A 23,826-nucleotide genomic window follows, 5' to 3' on the forward strand; every position below is an offset into this window, starting at 1 on the left:
ATGTTGGAGTCCCAGGCACACCGTGTGGCCGCCACCTCGGCCCAGTCCGGGATCTGGACGGCACAGCGTCTGCGCTCGGACGACAGGCTCTACACCTGCGGCCTCTACCTCGAACTCGACCACGTGGCGGAGGAGGTGCTGAGCGAGGCGATCCGCCGTGCGGTCGCCGACACCGAGGCATTGCGCACCGCCTTCGAGGAGGACGGGGACGGCGCGCTGGAGCAACACGTGCTCGCCCGGCCGCCGAGCACGCAGACACGCCTCTTCCGCGCCGACCTGCGCGGGGACGACCGGTCCCGCTCAGAAGTCCTGGACTGGATGGACCGGGAGCGAGCGCAACCCTGGGACCTCGCAGCCGGCGACACCTGTCGGCACACGCTGATCCCGCTCGACGGGCACCGCGCCGTCCTGCACCTGCGTTACCACCACCTCGCCCTGGACGGGTACGGCGCCGCGCTCTACCTGGACCGGCTCGCGGAGGTGTACCGCGCGCTGCGCGCCCGCCAGGAACCGCCCCCCTGCACCTTCGCGCCGTTGACCCGCCTCGTCGAGGAGGACCACGCCTACCGGCGCTCCGCCCGCCACCGCGCGGACGCCGACCACTGGCGGACACGCTTCGCGGACCTCCCGCGCCCCACCAGCCTCGCCGACGCCACCGCGCCCGCCATGCCCGGCGAGCTGCGCCGTACGGTGCGCGTGTCCGAGGCCGAAACCACCGCACTGCGCTTGAAGGCGGACAAGAGCGGCCGCCCCTGGCCGGTGTTCGCCACGGCCGCGGTGGCCGCCTTCCTGAGCCGTCTCGCGCCGGGAGAGGAGGTCGTCATCGGCTTCCCGGTCACCGCCAGGGTGACACCCGCCGCGGTGCGCACACCGGGGATGCTGGCCAACGTCGTACCGCTCCGGCTCCGGGTGCGGCAGGGCATGCCGTTCGCCGCGCTGCTGGACCGGACCGCGGCCGAGATCAGCACCACGGTGCGCCACCAGCGCCACCGCACCGAGGACATCGGCCGTGCGCTCGGACTCCCCCCGCACGGCGCCCCGCCGGCCACGACCCTCGTCAACATCATGGCCTTCGCCCCGGTGCTGGACTTCGGCGACTGCCTGGCACCGGTGCACCAGCTGTCGGCCGGACCGGTCGAGGACCTGGTCGTCAACCTGCTCGGCACCCCCGGGGACGGCCGGGAGCTGGAGATCACCGTCGCCGCCAACCCCTCGCTCCACTCGGCGGACGCGGTGGCTTCGCTGGCCGCACGGCTGGCGGAGTTCCTGACGCGCACGGGCGAAGACCCTGACGCCCCGATCGGCCGGACCCGCCTGCTCGGAGCGGAGGAAGAGGCCGGGGTGCTGGCCTCCGGGCGGAGCCCGAGACGGGGCCTCCACGCCCGGACCCTGCCCGAACTCTTCGCCCGGCAGGTCGCCCGCACCCCCGACGCCCCGGCGGTCGCCTCGGACCGCACCACGTGGACATATGCCCAACTCGACGCCCACGCCGACAGGGTGGCCCGGCGGCTGGCCGCGCGGGGCGTGGGGCCGGAGAGCATCGTCGCCCTCGCGGTGCCGCGGGGGAGCGAGCTGGCGGCGCTGATCATCGGAGTCCAGCGAGCCGGAGGCGCCTACCTCCCCATCGACCCGGAGTACCCGGCGGAACGCATCGGGTTCCTGCTGCGCGACGCCCGCCCCGCCCTGCTGGTCGGCGGGGCCGGGACGGCGCCTGCCGTCGACGGCTGCGCCCGGGTGTCGGCCGACGACCTCCTCGATGCCGGGGTGTGGTGCGCCGAGGCCGATGTGCCGGCGCCCGGGGCCCTGCCGGTGGACCTGCCGGCGTACGTCGTCCACACCTCCGGCTCGACCGGGCGGCCCAAGGGGGTCGTGGTGACCCACACCGGCATCGCCGCCCTGGCGGCGGAGCAGATCGACCGCTACCGGCTGGGCCCCGGTTCCAGGGTGGCGCAGCTCGCGGCCCTCGGGTTCGACGTCGCGGTCGCCGAACTCGCGATGGCGCTGACGTCGGGGAGCTGCCTCGTCCTCCCGCCGCACGGACTCGCCGGCGACGAGCTGGCGGCGTTCCTGCGCGACCGGCGCGTCACGACGGCCCTCGCCCCGGCCGCCGTGCTGGCCACGGTGCCCCCCGGCGACTTCCCCGACCTGACCGACCTGGTCACGGGCGGCGAGCAGCCCCCGCCCTCGCTGATCGCCCGCTGGGCGCCCGGCCGGAGGATGTTCAACGTCTACGGGCCGACCGAGGCGACCGTTCAGGCCACCTCCGGGCGCTGTGCGGCCGGAGGCGACCGGGTGCCGGACATCGGGAACACCGAGGCGGGCGTGGACGCCTACGTCCTGGACGCCGCGCTGAAACCTGTGCCCGACGGGGTGACGGGAGAGCTCTACCTGAGCGGCAGGGGCCTGGCCCGCGGCTACCTGCGCCGTCCCGGCCTCACGGCCGCCCGATTCGTCGCCGATCCGCACACCGGGACGGGCGAGCGGATGTACCGGACCGGGGATCTGGTGCGCCGGGTGCCCGGCGAGAGCCGCACTGTGCTGAGGTTCATCGGCCGGGTGGACGACCAGGTGAAGATCCGGGGCTTCCGGGTGGAGCCGGGCGAGGTGGAGGCGGCCCTCACCGAACTCGACGGAGTCGCGCAGGCCCTGGTGACCGTGCACGAGGAACGACCGGGCGACCGCAGGCTCATCGGCTACCTGGTGCCCGACTCCGCGCACGGGGACGGCTCCGGGGAAGGACCGGACGTCGAGCGCTGGCGGACGGCGCTCGCCGCCCGACTGCCCGCGCACCTGGTCCCCTCGACCCTGGTGGCGCTGGCGGAGATCCCGCGCACGGCCAACGGCAAGGTGGACCGCGCGGCGCTGCCGGCACCCGGCGGCCCGTCCCCGGCCGGGGGGCGGGCGCCGCGCGACGCCCGCGAGGAGGCCCTGTGCGCGCTCTTCGCCGAGGTGCTGGGCGTCGGGGAGGTCGGCGCCGACCACGACTTCTTCGCCCTGGGCGGCGATTCCCTGCTGGCCGCCCGGCTGGCGAGCCGCATCCGCAGCCGGCTGGGCAAGGCAGTCACGGTACGGGAGGTCTTCCGGTCCCCGACCGTGGCCCGCCTCGCGGAGGAACTCGGCGACGGGGTGCTGACGGGCGACCGTGTCCGCCCGGTCCGGCCGCGCCCGGAGCGGGTGCCGTTGTCGGCCGCGCAGCGCCGTCTGTGGTTCATCGACGAACTCCACGGGGCCTCGGCCGCCTACAACATCCCGACTGTCCTGCGCCTGGACGGACCGCTGGACGTCCCCGCGCTGCACGCCGCGCTGGGCGACGTGGTAGACCGGCACGAGACGCTCCGGACCACCGTCCGGCCCGCAGCAGAAGGCGCCGCCGGGGCGGCGGCGGCCGCACCCGAGCAGTACATCGCGCCCCCCGGCGGCCACCGCCTTCCGCTGCCGGTGTGCGACGTCACCCCCGAGGGGCTCGCCGGGGAGCTGCGCTCGGCCGCGGGCCACGTCTTCGACCTCGCACGGGACTTACCGGTGCGCGCCCGGCTCTACCGCACCGCCGAGCGGGAGCACGTACTGCTGCTGCTGGTCCACCACATCGCCGCAGACGGTGCGTCGCTGGGGCCCCTGATCGGGGACCTGTCCGCGGCCTACACGGCCCGGCTCGCGGGGCGGGCCCCCGTCCTCCCGCTGTCAGAGGTGACGTACGCCGACTTCGCGCTGTGGGAGCAGCGGAGCCAGGAGGACGCCGCCGCGCAGGCCGAGGGAATCGGCTACTGGCGCCGGGCCCTGACCGGGCTGCCGGACCACATCCGGCTCCCCGCCGATCGGCCCCGCGCGCAGGAGCCGGTCCGCGGGGGCGGGGCCGCGCGGTTCGAGGTGCCGTCCGCCCTGTACGCCCGGCTGGCGGAGCTGGCCGGGAGCGTGGGGGCCACCCCGTTCATGGTGCTGCAGACCGCGATCGCCATCCTGCTCAGCCGCATGGGAGCAGGCCCGGACATCCCCCTGGGCACGCCGGTAGCCGGCCGCCCGGACGAGGCACTCGACGAACTCGTCGGCTGCTTCGTCAACACCGTCGTCCTGCGCACCGACGTCTCGGGCGATCCGACCGTGGCCGAGCTGCTGGTCCGGACGCGGGACGGCGACCTGGAAGCCTTCGCCCACCAGGACGTGCCGTTCGACCGGGTCGTGGACGCGGTCAACCCCGTGCGCTCCACCGCACGGCACCCCCTCTTCCAGGTGATGCTGGTCCTCAACGGCGCCGAACAGGGCCGGGACCGGGCCCGGTTCCACGGACTGACCAGCCGGATCGAGACGGTGGACTCCGGCGGGACGAAGTTCGACCTCTCCTGGCACTTCACCCACCGCGACGGACGGGAACGGGCACTGGAAGGAGCGCTCGTCTACGCTGCCGACCTCTTCGACGCCGCCGGCGCGCGCCGGCTCACCGAGCGGCTGCTCGACGTGCTGACCGCGATGGCAGCCGACCCCGCCCGGCCCGTCGGGGCCATCGACGTCCTCAGTGCCGCCGAGCACCGCCTCGTGCGTGAGTGGGGAACCGGCGAGCCCCGAAACCGGGGCCGCCGCCCCGGATCGGTGGCCGGGAGGATCGCCGCCCAGGCGGCCCGCACGCCCGGGGCGCCCGCGCTGATCGAGCCCGGACGGGTCTGGAGCTACGCCGAACTCGACGCCCGCGCCGACCGGTTGGCCGGCGCCCTGGCTGCCCGGGGCGTCGGCGCCGAGGATCTCGTCGCCGTGCTCCTGCCCCGCGGCGCGGAGCTGGTCGCCACCCTGCTGGGGGTGTTGCGGGCCGGCGCCGCCTATCTCACGCTCGACGCCGGGCACCCGGCGGACCGCAACAGCTGGGCCCTCTCGGACTCGGCCCCGGCCTTGCTGGTGACCGACACAGCGCGGCTTCGCACGCTCCCCGGGGAGACCGGGTGCGCCGTGCTGATCCTGGGCGAGGAGGACGCCGAGACCGAGCTGGCGGGCCGCACCCCCCTCCCGCAGGACGGGACCGGCCAGGTGCGGCCGGTGGCCGGGGGGAACGCCGCGTACACGATCTACACCTCGGGATCGACGGGCCGCCCCAAGGCCGTCGTCGTGACGCGGGACGCGCTGGACGCGTTCGTCGAGCGCGCCGTCGACGCGTACGGGGACGCGCTGCGGGGCGCCTGTCTGCTGCACTCCCCGGTCGCCTTCGACCTCACGGTCGTCTCCCTTTACGGTCCGCTGGTCGCCGGCGGTCGCATCCAGGTGGGGGACCTCGACGAGACGGGGATCGCCAAGTGGGAGCGGGAGTGCCCGGCCTTCGTCAAGGCCACGCCCTCCCACCTGGCGCTGCTGGAGGAGTTCGGTGGCTCCGCGGCCCCCGGAACGGTCGTCCTGGCGGGCGAGCAACTCCTCGGCGCACGGCTGGACCGCTGGCGGACCCGCCACAGCGGCACCACCGTCTTCAACAGCTACGGGCCCACCGAGACCACCGTCAACTGCCTGGAGTCCAGGCTCGCCCCGGACGCCAAGGCGCCTTCGGGACCCGTACCGGTGGGCCGGCCGGTGGCGGGCGTGCGGGTGCTGCTGCTCGACGCCCGCCTCCGCCCGGTCGCTCCGGGCGTGACGGGCGAGTTGTACGTCTGCGGGCCCGGCGTCGCCCGCGGATACCGCGGCAGGCCGGCTGCCACCGCCGAACGGTTCGTCGCCTGCCCACAAGGGCGACCGGGGGAGCGGATGTACCGCACCGGGGACCTGATGCGGTGGACCGCCGACGGCGAACTGGTCTACGAGGGCCGGGCCGACGCCCAGCTGAAGGTGCGCGGCTTCCGAGTGGAGCCCGGCGAGGTGGAGGCCGCGCTGCTGGACCTCCCCGGCGTCCGGGAGGCTGCCGTCGCCCTCTTCGGCGGTCCGGACCGGAAGCTGGGGGAGACGGCCGCCCCCGCCCGCCTGGTCGGCTACGTCGTCGGCGGGACTGCCGAACCGGCCGCCCTCCTGCAGCGGTTGCGCGTCCGGTTGCCCGACCACATGGTGCCCGCCGCACTCGTGGAGCTGGACGCCCTGCCGCTCACCCCCAACGGCAAGCTCGACCGCCGGGCCCTTCCGGCGCCCGACTTCGGCCGCCACGCGGGCCGCCGCGCGGCGCACGGGCCGCGGGAAGAGTTGCTGTGCGCCCTCTTCGCCGAGGTGCTCGGAGTGCCCGAGGCCGGCGTCGAGGACAGCTTCTTCGCGCTGGGGGGCGACAGCATCGTCAGCATCCAGTTCGTCGGCCGCGCCCGCAGAGCCGGGCTGCACCTCACCGTGCGCGACGTCTTCGAGCACCCCACGGTCGCCGGTCTGGCCGCCGTGGCCCGGCCCGCCGGACCGGCCGGGGACGCGGACCGGCGGCCCGCGCCGAAGGGGCTTGCCCCGAGCGGGCCGCTGCCCTACGTCCCGGCCGCGGCGCGGCTCGTCGCCAGGACCGGCTCGATGCGCGCCCGCGGCGCCGACCGCTTCCACCAGTCGGTGGTCCTCACCACTCCCGCGAACGCGGGAGCGGACGACGTCCGGCGTGTGCTGCAGACGGTGATCGACCACCATGGGGCGCTGCGCCTGCGGGCCGCCAGGGACCGGGACGGATCGCCGGACGGCCTGGTGGTGGACGAACCGGGGTCGGTCGCGGCTGCGGACCTGCTGCGCTGCCGGGACGCCGCGGGGCTCGGGGACGCGGCGCTGCGGGAGGCGGTGGCGCGGGAGGCCCGGCACGCACGGGACGGCCTCGACCCGAGCACGGGAGCCGTGCTGCGCGCGGCCTGGCTGGACCGGGGCCCGGACCGGGGCGGCCTGCTGGTGCTGGTGGCCCATCACCTGAGCGTGGACGGCGTCTCCTGGCGCATCCTGGCGGACGACCTCCGCCATGCCTGGAGTACGGCCGCCTCCCCCTCCGGAAGTGCTCCCATGCCGCCGGAAGGCACCTCCCTGCGGGAATGGGCCACCCGGATCACCGGAGGCGCCACCGAGGCCGTCATGACCGGCCGGCTTCCCTCCTGGCGAGAGACGCCGGCGGGGCTGGGGGACCCGGACGGCGAGGTGGTCGCCCTGGAGACGCGGCTCGACCCCGACGCCGACACCCACGGCTCGGCGCGTGAGACCGCGCACAGGCTGCCGCCCGACCTGACCGACGCGCTCGTCCGCACCGCGCCGGCGGCACTCCGCGCGGAGCCCGGCGAACTGCTGCTGGCCGGATACGCGCTGGCCGCGTCGCGGGTGCTGGGCGGCCGGCTCGTGTTCGTGGTGGAGACCGAGAGCCACGGCCGGCAGGACGTGCTCCTGCCGGGCATCGACCTGTCCCGCACTGTCGGCTGGTTCACCTCCGTCCACCCGGTGCGCCTGCGGCCCGGTGCCGGGGCCGCACGGCTGCTGAAGGAGACCAAGGAGCGGCTGCGCACCGTGTTGGACGCCGGGCCGGGCCACGACCCGCTCCGCCACGGCGGTGCGGCGCCCTCCTCGGGGGAGGGCGGCCGAGAGCTGCCCCGCCCGCAGTTCGGCTTCAACTACCTCGGGCGGGTGGCCGTGGCCGAAGCCCTCGCCGACGGCGGTACGGACCCTGGCGGGGCCTGGGCGTTCGCGGGTCACAGCGTCGTCCCGCAGCCGCCCGAGCTGCCGCTCGCGCACGAGGTGGAGCTGACCGTCGTCCTGGAGGACGGCCCGCGGGGGCCGGTCCTCGCGGCACGGTGGAACGCCTCCGCCCGGTCCCTGTCCGAGGCGGAGCAGAGTGCGCTGGCGCGGGAGTGGGAGAAAGCGCTGCGCGAGCTCGTCGCCCTGGCCGGCACCGCCGGGGGCACCGGCCTGATCCCCTCGGAGACCGGCGCAGGCGATCTGGACCAGGACGAGATCGAGGAGTGCGAGGCGGCGGCGGACTTCGAGATCGCCGACCTGCTCGGACTCGCGCCCGCCCAGGAGGGGCTGCTCTTCCACAGCACCTTCGACGACGAGGCGGAGGACGTCTACGTCGGCCAGTTGGCGCTGGAGCTCCACGGGGCGCTGTCGAGCGCCCGTATGCGGGACTCCGCCCAGGGAGTCCTCGACCGGCACGACGCGCTGCGCGCGGGTTTCCTCCAGCGCCGTTCCGGCGAGTGGAGCCAGGCGATCGCCGCACGGGTGCCGGTGCACTGGGAGGAGCACGACCTGTCCGCAGTGGCCGGGGAGGAGAGGCAGCGACGTCTGGACGGGCTGCTGGCCGGGCAGCGCACCGGCCGGTTCGATCTCTCACGGCCGCCGCTCGTGCGCTTCCTGCTCGTGCGGATGGCGGCGGACCAGCACGTCCTCGCCCTGACCAACCACCACCTGATACTGGACGGCTGGTCGCTGCCGCTGGTGGTGCGCGACCTCATGGCGCTGTACGGGACGGACGACGGCGCCGCCCTGCCTGCCGCGCGGCCGTACCGCGACTACCTCGCCTGGCTCGACGGGCAGGACGGCGACGCGGCCCGCGAGGCGTGGACGCGGGCGCTCGCCGGGCTCCAGCCCTCGCTGATCGCCCCGGACGCCCCCCGCGACGGATCGGCGCCGCTTCCGTACCACCGCACCATGGACCCGGAGGTCGTCTCCCGCCTCACCGCCTGGGCCCGGCGGCTGGGCGTCACGCTCAACTCGGCGGTCGAGACGGCGTGGGGGCTCCTCCTGGGCCGGCTCACCGGTCGGGACGACGTGAGCTTCGGCATCGCCGCCTCCGGCCGTCCCACCGACCTGCCCGGCTCGGCGGAGATCGTCGGCCTGCTGATGAACACCGTGCCGGTACGCGTCGTCCTGGACCCCGCAGAACCGCTGGAAGCACTCGTCCGGCGTGTGCAGCGGGAGCAGGTCGCCCTGCTGGACCACCAGTTCGTCCCCCTGGCGCAGGTGCAGCACCGGCTGGGGGCGGGCGACCTCTTCGACACCACGCTCGTCTTCGAGAACTACCCGCTGGACCCCGCCGCCGGCCTCGGCGGCGGTGACGGGCTCCGGCTGCACGAGGCTCGCGGCCACGACAGCAACCACTACCCGCTCAGCGTCACTGTCGGCCCCGCCCCTGACCTCCAGCTCCGCTTCATCTACCGCCCCGACCTGTTCGCAACCCAGTGGGTGGAGGATTTGGCGGCGCGGTTCGAGCAGGTGCTCGACACCATGGCGACATCCGGCGCCACCCCGGCGGGCCGGCTGGACGTCCTGCTCCCGCGCGAACACGCCACGCTGCTGGGCGACTGGGCGCGCGGTGAGGCCGCGAGCGCACGGGAGTGCCCCGTCGCCCTCCTGGAGGAGCAGGTCGCCCGCACCCCGGACGCCCTCGCTCTGATCGAGGGCGGCGACGGCGGACTCAGCCTGACCTACGCCGAGTTCGACGCGCGCGCCAACCGCATGGCACGCTTCCTCATCGCCCGGGGGCTCGGTGCCGAGGACCTGGTCGGCCTGGTCTTCCCACGCGGCGCCGACCTGCTCACCGGCCTGTGGGGAGCGCTCAAGGCCGGTGCGGCGTACCTGCCGGTGGATGTGGACTACCCGGCCGAACGGATCGGACTGCTCCTCACCGACGGCTCCCCCGCCCTCGTCCTCACCACCTCCGCCCACGCCCACCTCGTGCCCGAGGCGCCGGGGCGGCAGATCCTCTGCGTCGATCTGCCCGGGCCCGCGGACGAACTGGCCCGCGCCCCGAAGGGGAGGCCGACCGACCGGGAGCGGCCCCGCCCGGTCGGAGCCGACACCCTCGCCTACGTCCTCTACACCTCCGGCTCCACCGGCCGCCCCAAGGGCGTGTCCATCAGCCGGGGTTCGCTGGCCGCACACGCCGTCCGCTCCCGCGACCGCTACCCGGACTCGGCCGGGGTGTCGCTGCTGCACTCCCCGGTGGCGTTCGACCTCACGGTGACGGCCCTGTTCACCACGCTGATCTCCGGCGGGACCCTCCTCCTCGCGGAGATGGACGAACACGCCCAGGGCGCCGGCGTCACCTTCGTCAAGGGCACGCCCTCGCACGTCGCCCTCCTGGACGAGCTGCCCGGTGTCCTCGACGTCACCGGGGAACGCCCCGGCACGCTCGTGCTCGGCGGCGAACCGCTCACCGGCGAGACACTGAAGCGCTGGCGCGTACGCCACCCGCAGGCCAGGGTCTTCAACGACTACGGGCCCTCGGAGACCAGCGTCAACTGCTCCGACCTGCTCTTCGAGCCCGGTGACGAGGTGCCGGACGGCCTGCTGCCGATCGGCCGTCCGCTGCCCGGCAACCACATGTTCGTCCTCGACCACCTGCTCCAGCCCGTGCCGGTCGGTGTCGTCGGGGAGATCTACGTCTCCGGCGTCGGCGTGGCCCGCGGCTACCACGGCCGGCCCGGCCTGACTGCCGAACGCTTCCTGCCCTGCCCGTTCGACGCCCCGGGTGCCCGGATGTACCGCACCGGGGACCTGGGACGCTGGCGGCCCGACGGGATCATGGAGTGCCTGGGCCGCACCGACGACCAGGTCAAGGTGCGCGGCTTCCGGGTGGAGCTGGGAGAGGTGGAGGCCGCGCTCGCCGCCCGCGCCGACGTCGCCCGCGCCACCGTCGTCGTGCGCGAGGACGAGCCGGGGGACAGGAGGCTGACGGGCTACGTGGTTCCCGAAGGGGGACCGGAGGCGGGCTTCGACCCGGCGGCCGCGCTGCGCGACCTCGCGGCGTCGCTGCCGCAGTACATGGTCCCGGCCGCGATCGTGGTCCTGCCGGAGCTGCCGCGCACCGAGAACGGCAAGCTCGACCGCAGGGCGCTGCCCGCGCCCGAGTACGGCGCCGACTCCGCCGGACGGGCGCCGCGCACCGCCGCGGAGACCGCCCTGTGCGCCCTGTTCGCCGAGGTGCTCGGCGTGCCCGGAGCCACCCTGGACGACGACTTCTTCGTCCTGGGAGGCCACTCCCTGCTGGCCGTCCGGCTCGCGGGCCGCATCCGGGCCGAACTGGGACTGCGGCTGGACATCCGGACGATCTTCGACCACCGCACCGTCAAAGACCTCCTGGCCGATCCGCAGATCGCCGCACAGCTCACACACGGCGAGGTCCCCGGCGCACCGCGACGCCCGGCGGAGTCCGTGCCGGACCGTGAGCCGCCGGCCGGGCCCGAGCGCCTGCCCCTGTCCCCCGCCCAGCGCAGGCTGTGGTTCCTCAACCGCTACGACAGGGAGGCCGGCGGCTACCACATCAGCGTCGCGCTGCGACTGACCGGCGACCTCGACGTCGGCGCCCTGCACGCGGCACTGGGCGACCTGACCGCCCGGCACGAGAGCCTGCGCACGGTCTTCCGCGAGGACGAGGAGGGGCCGCACCAGGTCGTGCTGTCCGCAGGGGCCCCGTCCACCCCGGCCACCGTCCCCACCTCCGCGCGGCAACTCGACGCGCTGGTGCGCGAAGCCGTCCGCCAGCCCTTCGACCTGGCCGAGGACACCCCGCTGCGCCACACCCTTTTCGCGCTCCCGGAAGACGAGCACGTCCTGCTCCTGGTCATCCACCACATCGCCGCCGACGGCTGGTCGATGGGGCCGCTGGCCCGGGACCTGGCCACCGCCTACCGCGCTCGCGCCGCCGGTGACGCGCCCCGGTGGCCGGCCCCTGCACCGAGCCCCGCCGCCCACGTGCTCCGCCAGCACCACGCGCCGGGCTCCGGGGAGGACGCCGGCGACCCCGTGGACCATCGGGTCGCCCACTGGGCCGAGGAGCTGCGCGGACTGCCCGACGAGCTTCCGCTGCCCTACGACCGGCCGCGGCCGACGACGCCCCCCGGCTACGCCGAGCGGATCGGCTTCCGCGTCGACGCCGGACTGTACCGGGACGTGCGGGCGCTGGCGGCCCGTCACCGGGCCACCCCGTTCATGGTCCTCCACGCCGCCCTGGCCGCCCTGTGGCACCGGCTCGGCGCCGGCTCCGACATCCCCGTGGGCACCCCTTCGGCGGGCCGCGACCGGCCCGAGACCGCCGACCTCGTCGGCTTCCTGGTCAACACCCTGGTCCTGCGCACGGACACCTCCGGCGACCCGGCCTTCGCCGAGCTGCTGGACCGGGTGCGCGAGATCGACCTGCGGGCGTACACCCACCAGGACGTGCCCTTCGAGCGGCTGGTGGAGGCGGTCAACCCCGCCCGCTCACCCAGCAGGCACCCGCTCGTGCAGACGATGCTCACCTTCGACAACGCGGCCCATGGCGCGCTGGACCACCTCCTGGACCTGACGGGTGTGTGCGCGGAGCTGCTGCCGACCGCCGAGGGAACCGCCCACACCGACCTCGAACTGACTTTCAACGAGACCGGCCCCGCCGCGCCCGCGGACGGAACGGAACTCGACGCGACCCTGCGCTACCGCCCCGACCTGTTCGACCGCGCGACCGCACACGCCCTGGCTGAGCGGTTCGTGGCGCTGCTGCGCACGGTGACGCGCGAGCCCGGGCTGCGACTGGGACAGCTCGACGTCACCACCGGCGAGGAGCGCCGGCAGCTGGCCGAGTCCGCCGCCGCCGCACGGGCACGGGCCACGACCGCCGTCACAGACCTGCCCACGCTGTTCGCCGCCTGGGCCGGGCGTACGCCCTCCGCTCCCGCCCTCACCGACGGCGGGACGACCCTGGACTACGCGGAACTCGACGCACGGTCCAACCGCTCGGCCCGCGCACTGCTGGAACTCGGCGTGGGGCCGGAGGACTTCGTCGCCCTGGCCGTACCCCGCTCGGCGGACCTGGTGGTGGCCGTGCTCGCCGTGCTGAAGTCGGGCGCCGCCTACCTCGCCATCGACCCCGACCACCCGGCCGAGCGCACCTCCTACATCCTCGACGACTGCCGGCCGGCCGCGGTGCTCTCCACGACCGCCGTCCGGGAGGCCCTGCACGGCACGTTGGGCGAGGCGGCCGACGAGGTCCCGTGGCTGCTGCTCGACCCGTCCCCGACCGGGGCCGCGGCGGCCGGGCTGCCGACGGCGCCGGTCACCGACGCCGACCGCCGGGCGCCCCTGCTCCCCGACCACCCCGCCTACACCGTCTACACCTCCGGCTCGACCGGGCGGCCCAAGGGCGTGGTCGTCAGCCACGCCAACGTCTCGCGGCTGCTGGCCGCCTGCCGCGCGGCCGTGGACTTCGGGCGCGACGACGTCTGGACGCTCTTCCACTCCAGTGCCTTCGACTTCTCGGTGTGGGAGATGTGGGGGGCCCTGGCGCACGGTGGCCGGCTGGTCGTCGTCCCGCACGACGTGGCCAGATCCCCCGGCGACTTCCTGGAGCTGCTGGGCCGCGAACGCGTCACGGTGCTCAGCCAGACGCCCTCGGCCTTCCTCCAGCTCCTGCGGGCGGAGACCGAGCGCGGCGTCCCAGCGGAGACCACCGACGCGCTGAGGTACGTCGTCTTCGGCGGGGAGGCGCTGGACACCGCCCAGCTCGCCCCCTGGCGGGGCCGCCCGGTCCGCCTGGTCAACATGTACGGGATCACCGAGACGACCGTGCACGTCACCCACCTGGAGCTGGACGACGCCGCTGTGGAGCGCGGCGGCAGCCCGATCGGCTCCCCCCTGAACGACCTGCGCGCCCACGTGCTCGACCAAGGGCTGATCCCCGTGCCGCCAGGCGTCGTGGGCGAGCTGTACGTCGCCGGCCCCGGCCTGGCACGCGGATACCGCCGGCGTCCCGGCCTGACGGCCACCCGCTTCGTCGCCGACCCGTCCGACGCCGGCGGGCGGATGTACCGGACCGGAGACCTGGTCCGGCGCACCCCGGACGGCGGCCTTCACTACGTCGGCCGGTCCGACGCCCAGGTCAAACTGCGCGGCTACCGAATCGAGCCCGGCGAGATCGAGGCCGCCGCACGGCGTCACCCGGACATCGGCCAGGCGGCGGCGGCCGTGCACGGGGAAGGACCGGACGACAGGTACCTGGTCTGTTACGCGGTACCGGCGGCGGACGCCGACCCCGACCCGCACGAGGTGCGCGCCCACCTGGCCGACGCCCTGCCCGGCTACATGGTCCCCGCCGCCGTGGTGCTGCTGCCGGCCCTGCCGCTGACCCCCAACGGCAAGCTGGACCGAGGGGCGCTGCCCGCCCCGGACCGGGCGGTACGGGCCACCGGCGGCGCTCCGGCCGGACCGCGGGAGGAGGCGCTCTGCGCGGCCTTCGCCGACGTCCTCGGCACCGAGGAGGTCAGCCGGGACGCCGACTTCTTCGCCCTGGGCGGCCACTCCCTGTCGGCGGTCCGGCTCATCAGCCGTATCAGGTCGGTGCTGGGGGTGGAGATCGGCATCCGCACGCTCTTCGAGGCGCCCACACCCGCCGCGCTGTCCCGACGGCTGGACGCCGCCGGGACCGGACGGCCTCGCCTGGTCCCGCAACGGCGGCCGCACCGTGTCCCGCTCTCCTCCGCCCAGCGCCGGCTGTGGTTCCTCGGGCAGCTGGAAGGACCGAGCGCCACCTACAACATCCCGCTCGCCCTGCGGCTGCGCGGCCCCCTGGACGTCGACGCCCTGCGCGCCGCACTGGCGGACGTGGTGGCCCGGCACGAGGCGCTGCGCACCGTCTTCCCGGCCGAGAACGGCGCCCCCCACCAGCGTGTGGTCGCGCCCGAACAGGCCGCGCCCGCACCGGCCGTCGTGGACGTCACCGAGGAGGAGCTGCCCGCCGCCCTCGCCGAGGCCTGCGGACACGCGTTCACGCTGACCGAGGACCTCCCGCTGCGGGCCACACTGCTGCGCACCGGGCCCACCGCCCATGTGCTCTCCCTGGTCCTGCACCACGTCGCCGGGGACGGCTGGTCCCTCGCCCCGCTCGCCCGCGACCTGAGCACGGCCTACACCGCACGCCTGGAGGGCCGCGCCCCGCAATGGCGGCCACTGCCGGTGCAGTACGCCGACTTCACCCTGTGGAAGGAGGACCTGCTCGGCGAGGCGGACGACCCCGACAGCCTCTTCGCCCGCCAGCTCACCTTCTGGCGCGACGCGCTGGAGGGGGCGCCGGAACAGATCGCGCTGCCCACCGACCGGCCGCGACCCGCGATGGAGAGCCACCGCGGCGCGATCCACCGCTTCACCCTGCCGGCCCCGCTGCGGGACCGGCTGAGCGCGCTGGCGCACTCCCGGCAGGCGACCCTGTTCATGGCCCTGCAGGCGGGTCTCGCGGCGCTGTTCGCCAAACTGGGGGCCGGCCGGGACATCATCCTGGGAGCCCCGGTCGCCGGCCGCGGCGACGAGGCGGTCGACGACCTCGTCGGCTTCTTCGTCAACACCCTGGCGCTCCGGACCGACCTCAGCGGCGACCCCACGTTCGAAGAGCTGCTCGACCGTGTCAGGGAGGCGGACCTGTCCGCCTTCGCCCACCAGGACATACCGTTCGAGCAACTGGTGGAGGCGCTCAACCCCACCCGCTCCCTCTCCCGGCACCCCGTCTTCCAGGTGCTGCTGGCCCTCCAGAACAACGAGCGGGGCGAGGCCGTCATGCCGGGCCTGGAGGTCACCGTGGAGCGCCCCGCCCATGTGGCGGCCAAGTACGACCTCTTCGTGAACCTGTTCGAGTCCCGGAACCCGGTCGACGGTGCGACCGCCGTCGAGGGCGCCGTCGAGTACGCCACCGACCTCTTCGACGCCCGAACCGTCGCCCGGCTGACCGAGCGCTACCACGACCTGCTTCTGGCCGTCGTCGAGGACCCCACGACGCGGCTCAGCCGGATGCCGGTGCTGAACGAGGCGGAACGCGGCAGGCTGGCGGCCGAGTGGGACGACGCCGCCGCAGGCCCGGCCGAGGACCTGGTCGGCCTCTTCCGCGCCACCGCCGCGCCGGACGCGGTGGCGGTCCGCTGCGCCGGGGACAGCTGCACCTACGCCGAGCTCGACGAGCGGGCCGGCCGGGTGGCGGCAGCGCTGGCCGGGCACGGCGTCGGCCCCGAGAGCCGGGTCGCGGTGTGCCTGCCGCGCACCACCGACCTGGTGGCCTGCCTGCTCGGAGTCCTGCGGGCCGGCGCCGCCTACGTACCGCTGGACCCCGAGCACCCGGACGAGCGCATCGCCGCGATCCTGGCCGACGCCCGCCCGGCGGCACTGCTCACCACGGCGGACTGCCGCCCCGCGATCACCGGGGCCGCGGCCGCCGGCGGCGCCGTCGTCGTCCTCGCGGCCGACGCCGCACACGGCACAGGACCCGTGCCCGAGGCGCCCGCCCCGCTGCCCGACCAGGCCGCGTACGTGCTGCACACCTCGGGTTCCACGGGACGCCCCAAGGGCGTGGTCGTCAGCCGGGGCAACCTCGCCAACCTGCTGGCCGACATGCGGGACCGGCTGCGCCCCACCACCGGCGACCGGCTGGTGGCGGTCACCACGGTCAGTTTCGACATCGCCGCTCTGGAGCTGTTCCTCCCGCTGGTCAGCGGCGCCGAACTGGTCCTGGCCGACCGCGGCGCCGCACGGGACCCGGAGGAGCTGGCGGCGCTGCTCACCGCGAGCGGTGCCACCATTCTCCAAGCCACTCCGACCACCTGGCAGCTGCTGGCCGAGACCGCCCCCGACGCACTGCGCGGACTGCGCAAGCTGGTGGGCGGGGAGGCGCTTCCCGCGTCCCTGGCGTCCCGTCTGCGCGATCTGGGCGGCGAACTCGTCAACGTGTACGGGCCCACCGAGACCACCATCTGGTCCACCGCCGCCCACCTCGACCGGGTCACCGGGAGCGCCCCGCCCATCGGCCGGGCGCTGCGCAACACCCGCGCCTACGTGCTGGACGAGTGGTTGAACCCGCTCCCCGAGGGCGTCCCCGGCGAGCTCTACCTGGCCGGCGCCGGCGTGGCCCGCGGCTACCTGGGACGCGGCGACCTGACCGCGGAGCGCTTCACCGCCGACCCCTTCCGTGCGCCGGGCAACCGGATGTACCGCACGGGCGACCTGGTCCGCCGGCGCGCGGACGGGGAGCTGGAGTTCCTCGGGCGCACCGACCACCAGGTCAAGATCCGCGGCTTCCGCATCGAACTGGGCGAGATCGAGACGGCTCTCGGCGCGCACGGGAACGTCTCCGGGGCGGTCGTGGTCGCCCGCGGCGCGCCCGGTGCGGCCCCCGCGCCGGGAGACGGCGCCGACCGCCCGTCCCCGCAGCGGCTGGTGGCCTATGTGGTCCCCGAGCCCCACCGCGCCGACCACGACGAGAGCCGGGAGCGGTCCCGGCTCGACGAGTGGCGGGAGGCCTACGACACCCTCTACAGCGGTTCCGCACCCGCTGTCCTCGGCCAGGACTTCGGGATCTGGCAGAGCAGTTACGACGGGCGGCCCATCCCCCTGGACGACATGCTCCAGTGGCGCGCGGCCACGGTGGACCGCATCCGGGCGCTGCGGCCCGCGCGGTTGCTGGAGATAGGGGTGGGCACCGGACTGCTGCTGTCGGAGCTGGTGCCGGACTGCACCGCCTACCACGGGACCGACCTGTCCGCACGGGCCATCGAGACGCTGCGCGAGCAGGTCGGCGCCGAACCCGCGCTGAAGGAGAAGGTGGAGCTCCACGTCCGCCCGGCACACGACTTCACCGGCCTGCGCCGGGGCTTCTACGACACCATCGTGCTCAACTCCGTCGTCCAGTACTTCCCCGACGCCGACTACCTCACCCGGGTGCTGCGCGGCGCGCTCGACCTGCTGGAGCCCGGCGGACGGCTCTTCGTCGGCGACGTCCGCAGCCTGGCGCTGCTGCGTGCCTTCCGCGCCTCGGTGGAGACCGGCGACGCCGCCGTGGACGACGCCCCCGGCGCGGTGCTGGCCGCCGCCGATCGCCGGACGGCCGTGGAGAACGAACTCGTCGTCGCCCCCGACTTCTACGCACGGCTGCGGCGGACGATCGGCGAACCGCTCGTCCTGGACGTGCGCATCCGGCGCGGGAGGCCGTTCAACGAACTGACGCGCTACCGGTACGACGTCCTCCTGGTCAAGCCGGAGGCCGGGGCCGTGCCCCCCGCCGCGCCCACGGCCACCGAGATGCGCTGGGCGCGGGAGGTCGGCGACCGGGCGCGGCTGGCCGAGGTCTGCGCGGCGCACCACGGCGCACTGCGCGTCACCGCGATCCCCAACGCCCGCGTGCGGCGCGAGACGGCCGCCCTCGCAGCCCTGGAGGACGGGAGGCCGGTCGCCGCGGTGCGGCGGCTGCTGGAGGGCCCCGTCGACGGAGTGGACCCGGAGGACCTGTACGCCATCGCGGCGGCGGCCGGGCGCACCGCCTGGGTGACCTGGTCGGCCGAGGGGCCGCCGGACACCGTGGACCTGGTGTTGGCCCCGGCGAGCGGGGACGGCGCTGCGGAGGTGGCGCCACCGGCCGAGCTGTGGCCGTACGAGCCGGCCGCGGACCGGCCGTGGACGAACGACCCGTCCGCCGCGCTGCACCACCGCGAACTGGCCGCCGAACTCCGTACCCACCTGGCCGAACGGCTGCCGGACTACATGGTGCCCTCTGCCGTCGTCGTCCTTGACACCCTTCCGCTGACTGCCAACGGGAAGGTGGACCGGGCCGCGCTGCCGGACCCCGACCCGGCGGGCGCGGCCGGCCGCCGCCCGCCGAGCACGCCTCGGGAGGAGCTGCTCTGCCGGCTCTTCGCCGAGCTGCTGGGACTGGGCCGGGTGGGCGTCCAGGACAGCTTCTTCGGCCTGGGCGGCGACAGCGTCCTGTCCGTCCGGCTCGTCAGCCGCGCACGCGAACAGGGGCTGCCGCTGACCACCCGCGACGTCTTCGAATATCACACCGTGGCCGCGCTGGCGGCGGCCCTGGAGGACAGGGAACCGGAGCAGGGACCGGCCGGCGACCGGCCGGGCCCCGGCGCCGCCCCACGGCCCATCAGCGTCGATGAACTCGCCGAGCTGGAGGACGAGCTCGGCGCGGACTGGGAGGAAATGCAGTGAGCGGACCGCAGCGCATGGTCGAGGAGGTCCTCGCGGTCACTCCGCTCCAGGAAGGGCTGCTCTTCCACGCGGTCTTCGACGAGGACGTCCCCGACGCCTACATCAGCCGGCTGGTCCTGGCCCTCTCCGGAGACCTGGACGCCGATCGGCTGAGGCAGGCCGCCCAGGCGCTGGTGCGACGCCACCCGGCGCTGCGCTCGGCCTTCCGGCAGCGGCGCTCGGGGGAGTGGTTCCAACTGGTCGCCTCCCGCCCCGCGGTGCCCTGGGAAGAGCTGGACCTGCGGTCCGCGGGGAGCCCGGCGGAGGCGGACAAGCATCTGGAGGTGCTCCTGGACGAGCACCACCGAAGCGGATTCGATCTCGGCCGGCCGCCCCTGCTGCGGTTCCTGTTGGCCAGGACCGGGGAGGACCGCCACCAACTGGCGGTGACCTACCACCACCTCATCCTCGACGGCTGGTCGATGCCCATCCTGATGAGGGAACTGGTCGCGCTGTACGGCAGCGGGGGCGACCCCTCCGCACTCCGGCCGGTCCGCCCGCACCGCGACCACCTCGACTGGCTGGCCCGGCGCCCGCCCGAGCAGAGCGCCCGCGCCTGGCGGCAGGCGCTGGCGGAGCTCACCGGCCCCACCCTGATCGCGCCGGGCGCCGACCGTAACGGCCCGCTGCCGCGACAGGTGTGGACCGGGCTGGACGAACGGGACACCCGTGCCCTCACCGCGTGGGCGCGCGCCCACGGCGTGACGGTCAACTCGGCGGTGCAGGCCGCCTGGGCGAGCGTGATCGGCCGCCTCACCGGCCGCGACGACGTCGTCTTCGGAACGACCGTCTCGGGGCGGCCGCCGGAACTGCCCGGCGCCGAGGACATGGTCGGGTTCTTCATCAACACGGTGCCGATGCGTGTGCGGCTGCGGCCGGGCGAGCCGGTCGGCGACCTCGTCGTCCGGCTCCAGCGCGAACAGACCGTCCTCATGGAGCACCAGCACGTCAGACTGTCCGACATCCAGCGCTGGTCGGACCAGGCCGTGCTCTTCGACACCTCCACGGCGTTCGAGAACTACCCCGCCGACGACCTCGCCGCCGTCAGCTCCTCCGATCACGCCGGCCTGCGCGTCGAGGGGGGCTCCGGGATCACCACGAACCACTTCCCTCTCTCCCTCTACGCGCTGCCCGGCCCGGCGCTCCGCCTGCGACTCGACCACCGTCCCGACGCGGTGGACGGCGACACCGCACGGCACGCGGCGGGCCTGCTGGCAGGCGCCCTGGCCGCCGTCCACAGCGCCCCCGCCACCCCGACCGCCGCGCTCGCCGTCCCCGCCACGGAGCAGGCGCCGCGACCACCGGCGCGCGCCGCCGCCCCGGAAAGCCCCCCGTCCACGATCGTGGCGCTGTTCGAGGCGCAGGTGCGCGCGACGCCCACTGCCCCCGCCGTCCTGGCCGGCGGCCGGGAACTCACCTACGCCGAACTCGACGCCCGCGCCAACCGGCTGGCACGCCTGCTGAAAGACCGAGGGGTCGGGCCCGAGAGCCGGGTCGCCCTCACCGTCACCCGGAACGCATGGCTGCCCGTCGCCATCCTCGGCGTCCTCAAGGCGGGCGGCTGCTACGTCCCGGTGAGTGCCTCGCTGCCCAAGGAGCGCGCCGCGTTCATCCTCCGCGAGAGTGCACCGGTCTGCCTGCTCACCGACCCCGCCGCCGAAGCCACCCGGGCCCGGCATGCCACCCCCGGAGCGCAAGACCGGCCCGAGAGCGAACCGAGCGGCGTCGAGCGCGTCGTCCTGAGCGAAGCACTGCTCGACCGCTACGACCCGGTCGCCCCGGCCGACGCCGAACGTTCCGGGCCGCTGCTGCCGGGCCACCTCGCCTACATCCTCCACACCTCCGGCTCCAGCGGCCGGCCCAAGGGGGTCGCGGTCGAACACGCCCAGGTGACCGCACTGCTGTCCTGGGCCGCCACCGGACTCGGCGCCGACCGGCTGCACCGCACCGTGGCCGCCACCTCGGAGAGTTTCGACGTGTCGGTCTTCGACACCCTCATCCCGCTGCTCGTCGGCGGCCGCATCGAGATCGTGGAGAACACGCTGGCCGTCGCCGACCGGACCGGCGGCGATCCCTCCCTGCTGAACGCCGTCCCCTCGGCCCTGCAAGCGCTCCTGGAGCGCGGCGCGCCGCTCGCCGTCGACACCTTCCTCTGCGCCGGCGAGCCCTTCCCCGCCCCGCTGGCCGAGGCCCTGCGCGCCGCCTTCCCGCAGGCCCGCGTAGCCAACCTCTACGGTCCGACCGAGACGACGGTCTTCGTGACCGCTCGGTTCCTGGACGGAACCGAGGACGGCGCGCCCCCCATCGGCCGACCGCTGCCCGGCGTGCGGATTCACGTCCTCGACCCCTGGCTCCGCCCGGTGCCCGAGGGAGTGGTGGGGGAGCTGTACATCGCCGGGGACCACGTCACCCGCGGCTACTGGAGGCGCCCGGAGACCACGGCCGAGCGCTATGTCGCCGACCCCTTCGGCGCGCCGGGCGCACGCATGTACCGCAGCGGCGACCTCGGGCGCCGGCGCCCCGGCGGCGAGATCGACATGGTCGGACGGGCCGACGATCAGGTGAAGGTGCGCGGGCACCGGGTGGAGCTGGGGGAGGTGGAGGCCGCGCTGGCCTCCCACCCCGACGTCGGGCAGGCGGCGGCCACCGTGCACGACGGCGGGCCCGCCGGGCCGCGCCTGGTGGGATACGTCGTACCCGGCGACACGGTGCCCGACACCGGCGCGGTCCTGGACCACATGCGGCTGAAGGTGCCCTCGTACATGGTGCCCTCGGCGCTGGTGGTGCTGGACGAGCTGCCGCTGACCGGGAACGGCAAGCGGGACCGCGCCGCGCTGCCGCCCCCGCCGGACCGGAGCGCCACGGCACGGGCGCGCGCTCCCCGCGGCCCGCACGAGACGATCCTGCTCGCCCTGTTCGCGGAGGTGCTCGGGGTGCGCCCGGCCGGCATCGACGACGACTTCTTCGCACTGGGCGGCCACTCGCTGCTCGCTACCCGCCTGGTCAGCAGGGTGCGCACCACCCTCGGCGCCGAACTGGCGGTGCGAGACCTCTTCGAACACTCCACGGTGGCGGCCCTGTACGCCAGGATCGCCCGGGCCGAGACGGCCCGGCCGCCGGTCTCCCGCGTCCACGAGCGGCCCGGCCGCATCCCGCTGTCGTTCGCCCAGCGGCGGCTGTGGTTCCTCCACCGCATGCAGGGCGGCAGCGCCGCCTACCACGTCCCGCTCGCACTCCGCCTCGTCGGGCGCCTCGACACGGCAGCGCTGCGCGGAGCGATCCTCGACGTGGTGGCCAGGCACGGAAGTCTGCGCACCTCGTTCGGCGAGGACGCGGAGGGCCCCCACCAGGCCGTCCAGGACGCCTCGGTGGCTGCCCGGCTGCTCCCCCTGGACCCGGAGCCGGTCGACGACCCGCTCCGGGCGGCGAACGAGGCGGTGGCCGAACCCTTCGACCTGACGGCCGGCCTCCCCCTGCGGTGCAGGCTGTTCACCCGGTCCCCGGCCACGGCGGACCCGTCCGTCGGCGGGGAGCCGGAGGACCACCTGCTGCTCCTGGTGGTGCACCACATCGCGGCCGACGGCTGGTCGCTGCGGATCATCGCTCGGGACATGGCCGCCGCGTACGCCGCCCGCGTGCGCGGCGGGGACTTCGCGCCCGCCCCGCTTCCCGTCGACTACGTCGACCACACTCTGTGGCAGCACCGGGTGCTCGGTGGCCCCGACGAGGAGGGCGGCCCGCTCGGGGACCAGCTCGCCTACTGGCGGCGGCAGTTGGCCGATCTGCCGCCGGAGATCGCCCTGCCGGCCGACCGGCCGCGCCCGGCCCTCTCCTCCCACCGCGGCGAAGACCTGGAGTTCACCGTCCCGGCCGCGGCGGCCGAACGGCTGCGGGAGCTGGCAGGGACCACCGGCACCACGGCCTTCATGGTCCTCCAGGCCGCGCTGGCGGTCCTGCTGCACCGGATGGGAGCGGGCACGGACATCCCCCTGGGAACCCCGGTCGCCGGGCGCACCGACAGCGCGGTGGAGGGGGTCGTCGGACTCTTCGTCAACACCTTGGTGCTGCGCACGGACCTGAGCGGGTCACCCACCTTCAGGCAGCTCCTGGACCGGGTGCGCGGCACCGCCCTGAACGCCTACGCCCACCAGGACGTGCCGTTCGAGCGGCTGGTCGAGGTGCTCGCCCCCGAGCGCTCCCTTGCCCGCCACCCGCTCTTCCAGGTCTCCCTCGTCCTGCAGAACCTCGACGACGCCGTGGCAGCGGCGGACGAACTGCCCGGACTGCGCGCCGAAGCGGTCCGCACGCGACGGGACGGCGCGAAGGTCGACCTGTCCTTCGTGCTCGCCCCCGGCGGACCGGAGGGCGGCGACATGCCCGGAGTGCTCACCTACAGCACCGACCTCTTCCGCCGCACGACCGCACAAGGGTTGGTGGACCGGCTGCTGCGGGTGCTGGACGAGGTGCTCGCCGCCCCGGCCACCCCGGTGGGGGAGGTGGACGTGCTCCTGCCCGACGAGGCGCGGCTGGAGCTTGAGCAGAGCCGGGGACCCTGGATCGAGGGAGGCGCGGACGAACCGCTGGCCCGCTTCGAGAGGTGGGCGGCGACCACCCCCGACGCCCCCGCCCTGCGGTGGGACAGCGGCCGGCTGACCTACGCCGAGCTGGACCGGAAGGCGGGTGCGGTGGCCCGGGCGCTCCTCGGGCGCGGCATCGGACCCGAGGATGTGGTCGCGGTGGTCGCCCCGCGCAGCCCGGACGTGGTGGCCGCACTGCTGGGAGTGCTCAAGTCCGGCGCCGCGTACCTGCCGGTGGACGACGCGTGGCCGGCCGAACGGCGGCGGCAGGTGACCGCCGACGCCGGAGCGCGCCTGCTGCTGGCTCCCGGTGACACCGGCGCCGCCCGGACCGCCTTCGCCCCGTCCTGCGGGCCGGACACAAGGGTGC

General features: G+C 75.2%; 2 protein-coding genes (1 of these 2 running past the window's edge). Both read left to right on the forward strand.

Annotated features, from left to right (window positions below; genetic code table 11):
• On the forward strand, window positions 1-18,840 hold the full coding sequence (locus tag ACFYQ5_RS31150) for an amino acid adenylation domain-containing protein (protein ID WP_389202404.1): 18,840 nt from the start codon (window positions 1-3) through the stop codon (window positions 18,838-18,840).
• On the forward strand, window positions 18,837-23,826 hold the 5' portion of the coding sequence (locus tag ACFYQ5_RS31155) for an amino acid adenylation domain-containing protein (protein ID WP_389202406.1). Its footprint extends 1,406 nt past the window's final position; 4,990 of the gene's 6,396 nt are visible here — the first part of the coding sequence; its start codon is at window positions 18,837-18,839; its stop codon lies off the right edge, out of view. Before ACFYQ5_RS31150 ends, ACFYQ5_RS31155 begins: the two co-directional genes overlap by 4 nt.

This window comes from Streptomyces sp. NPDC005794 (assembly GCF_042871445.1).
Taxonomy (GTDB): domain Bacteria; phylum Actinomycetota; class Actinomycetes; order Streptomycetales; family Streptomycetaceae; genus Streptomyces.

Coding starts and splice junctions, on each gene's coding strand:
- ACFYQ5_RS31150 (WP_389202404.1), top strand. CDS start 1: ATGTTGGAGTCCCAGGCACACCGTGTGGCCGCCACCTCGGCCCAGTCC.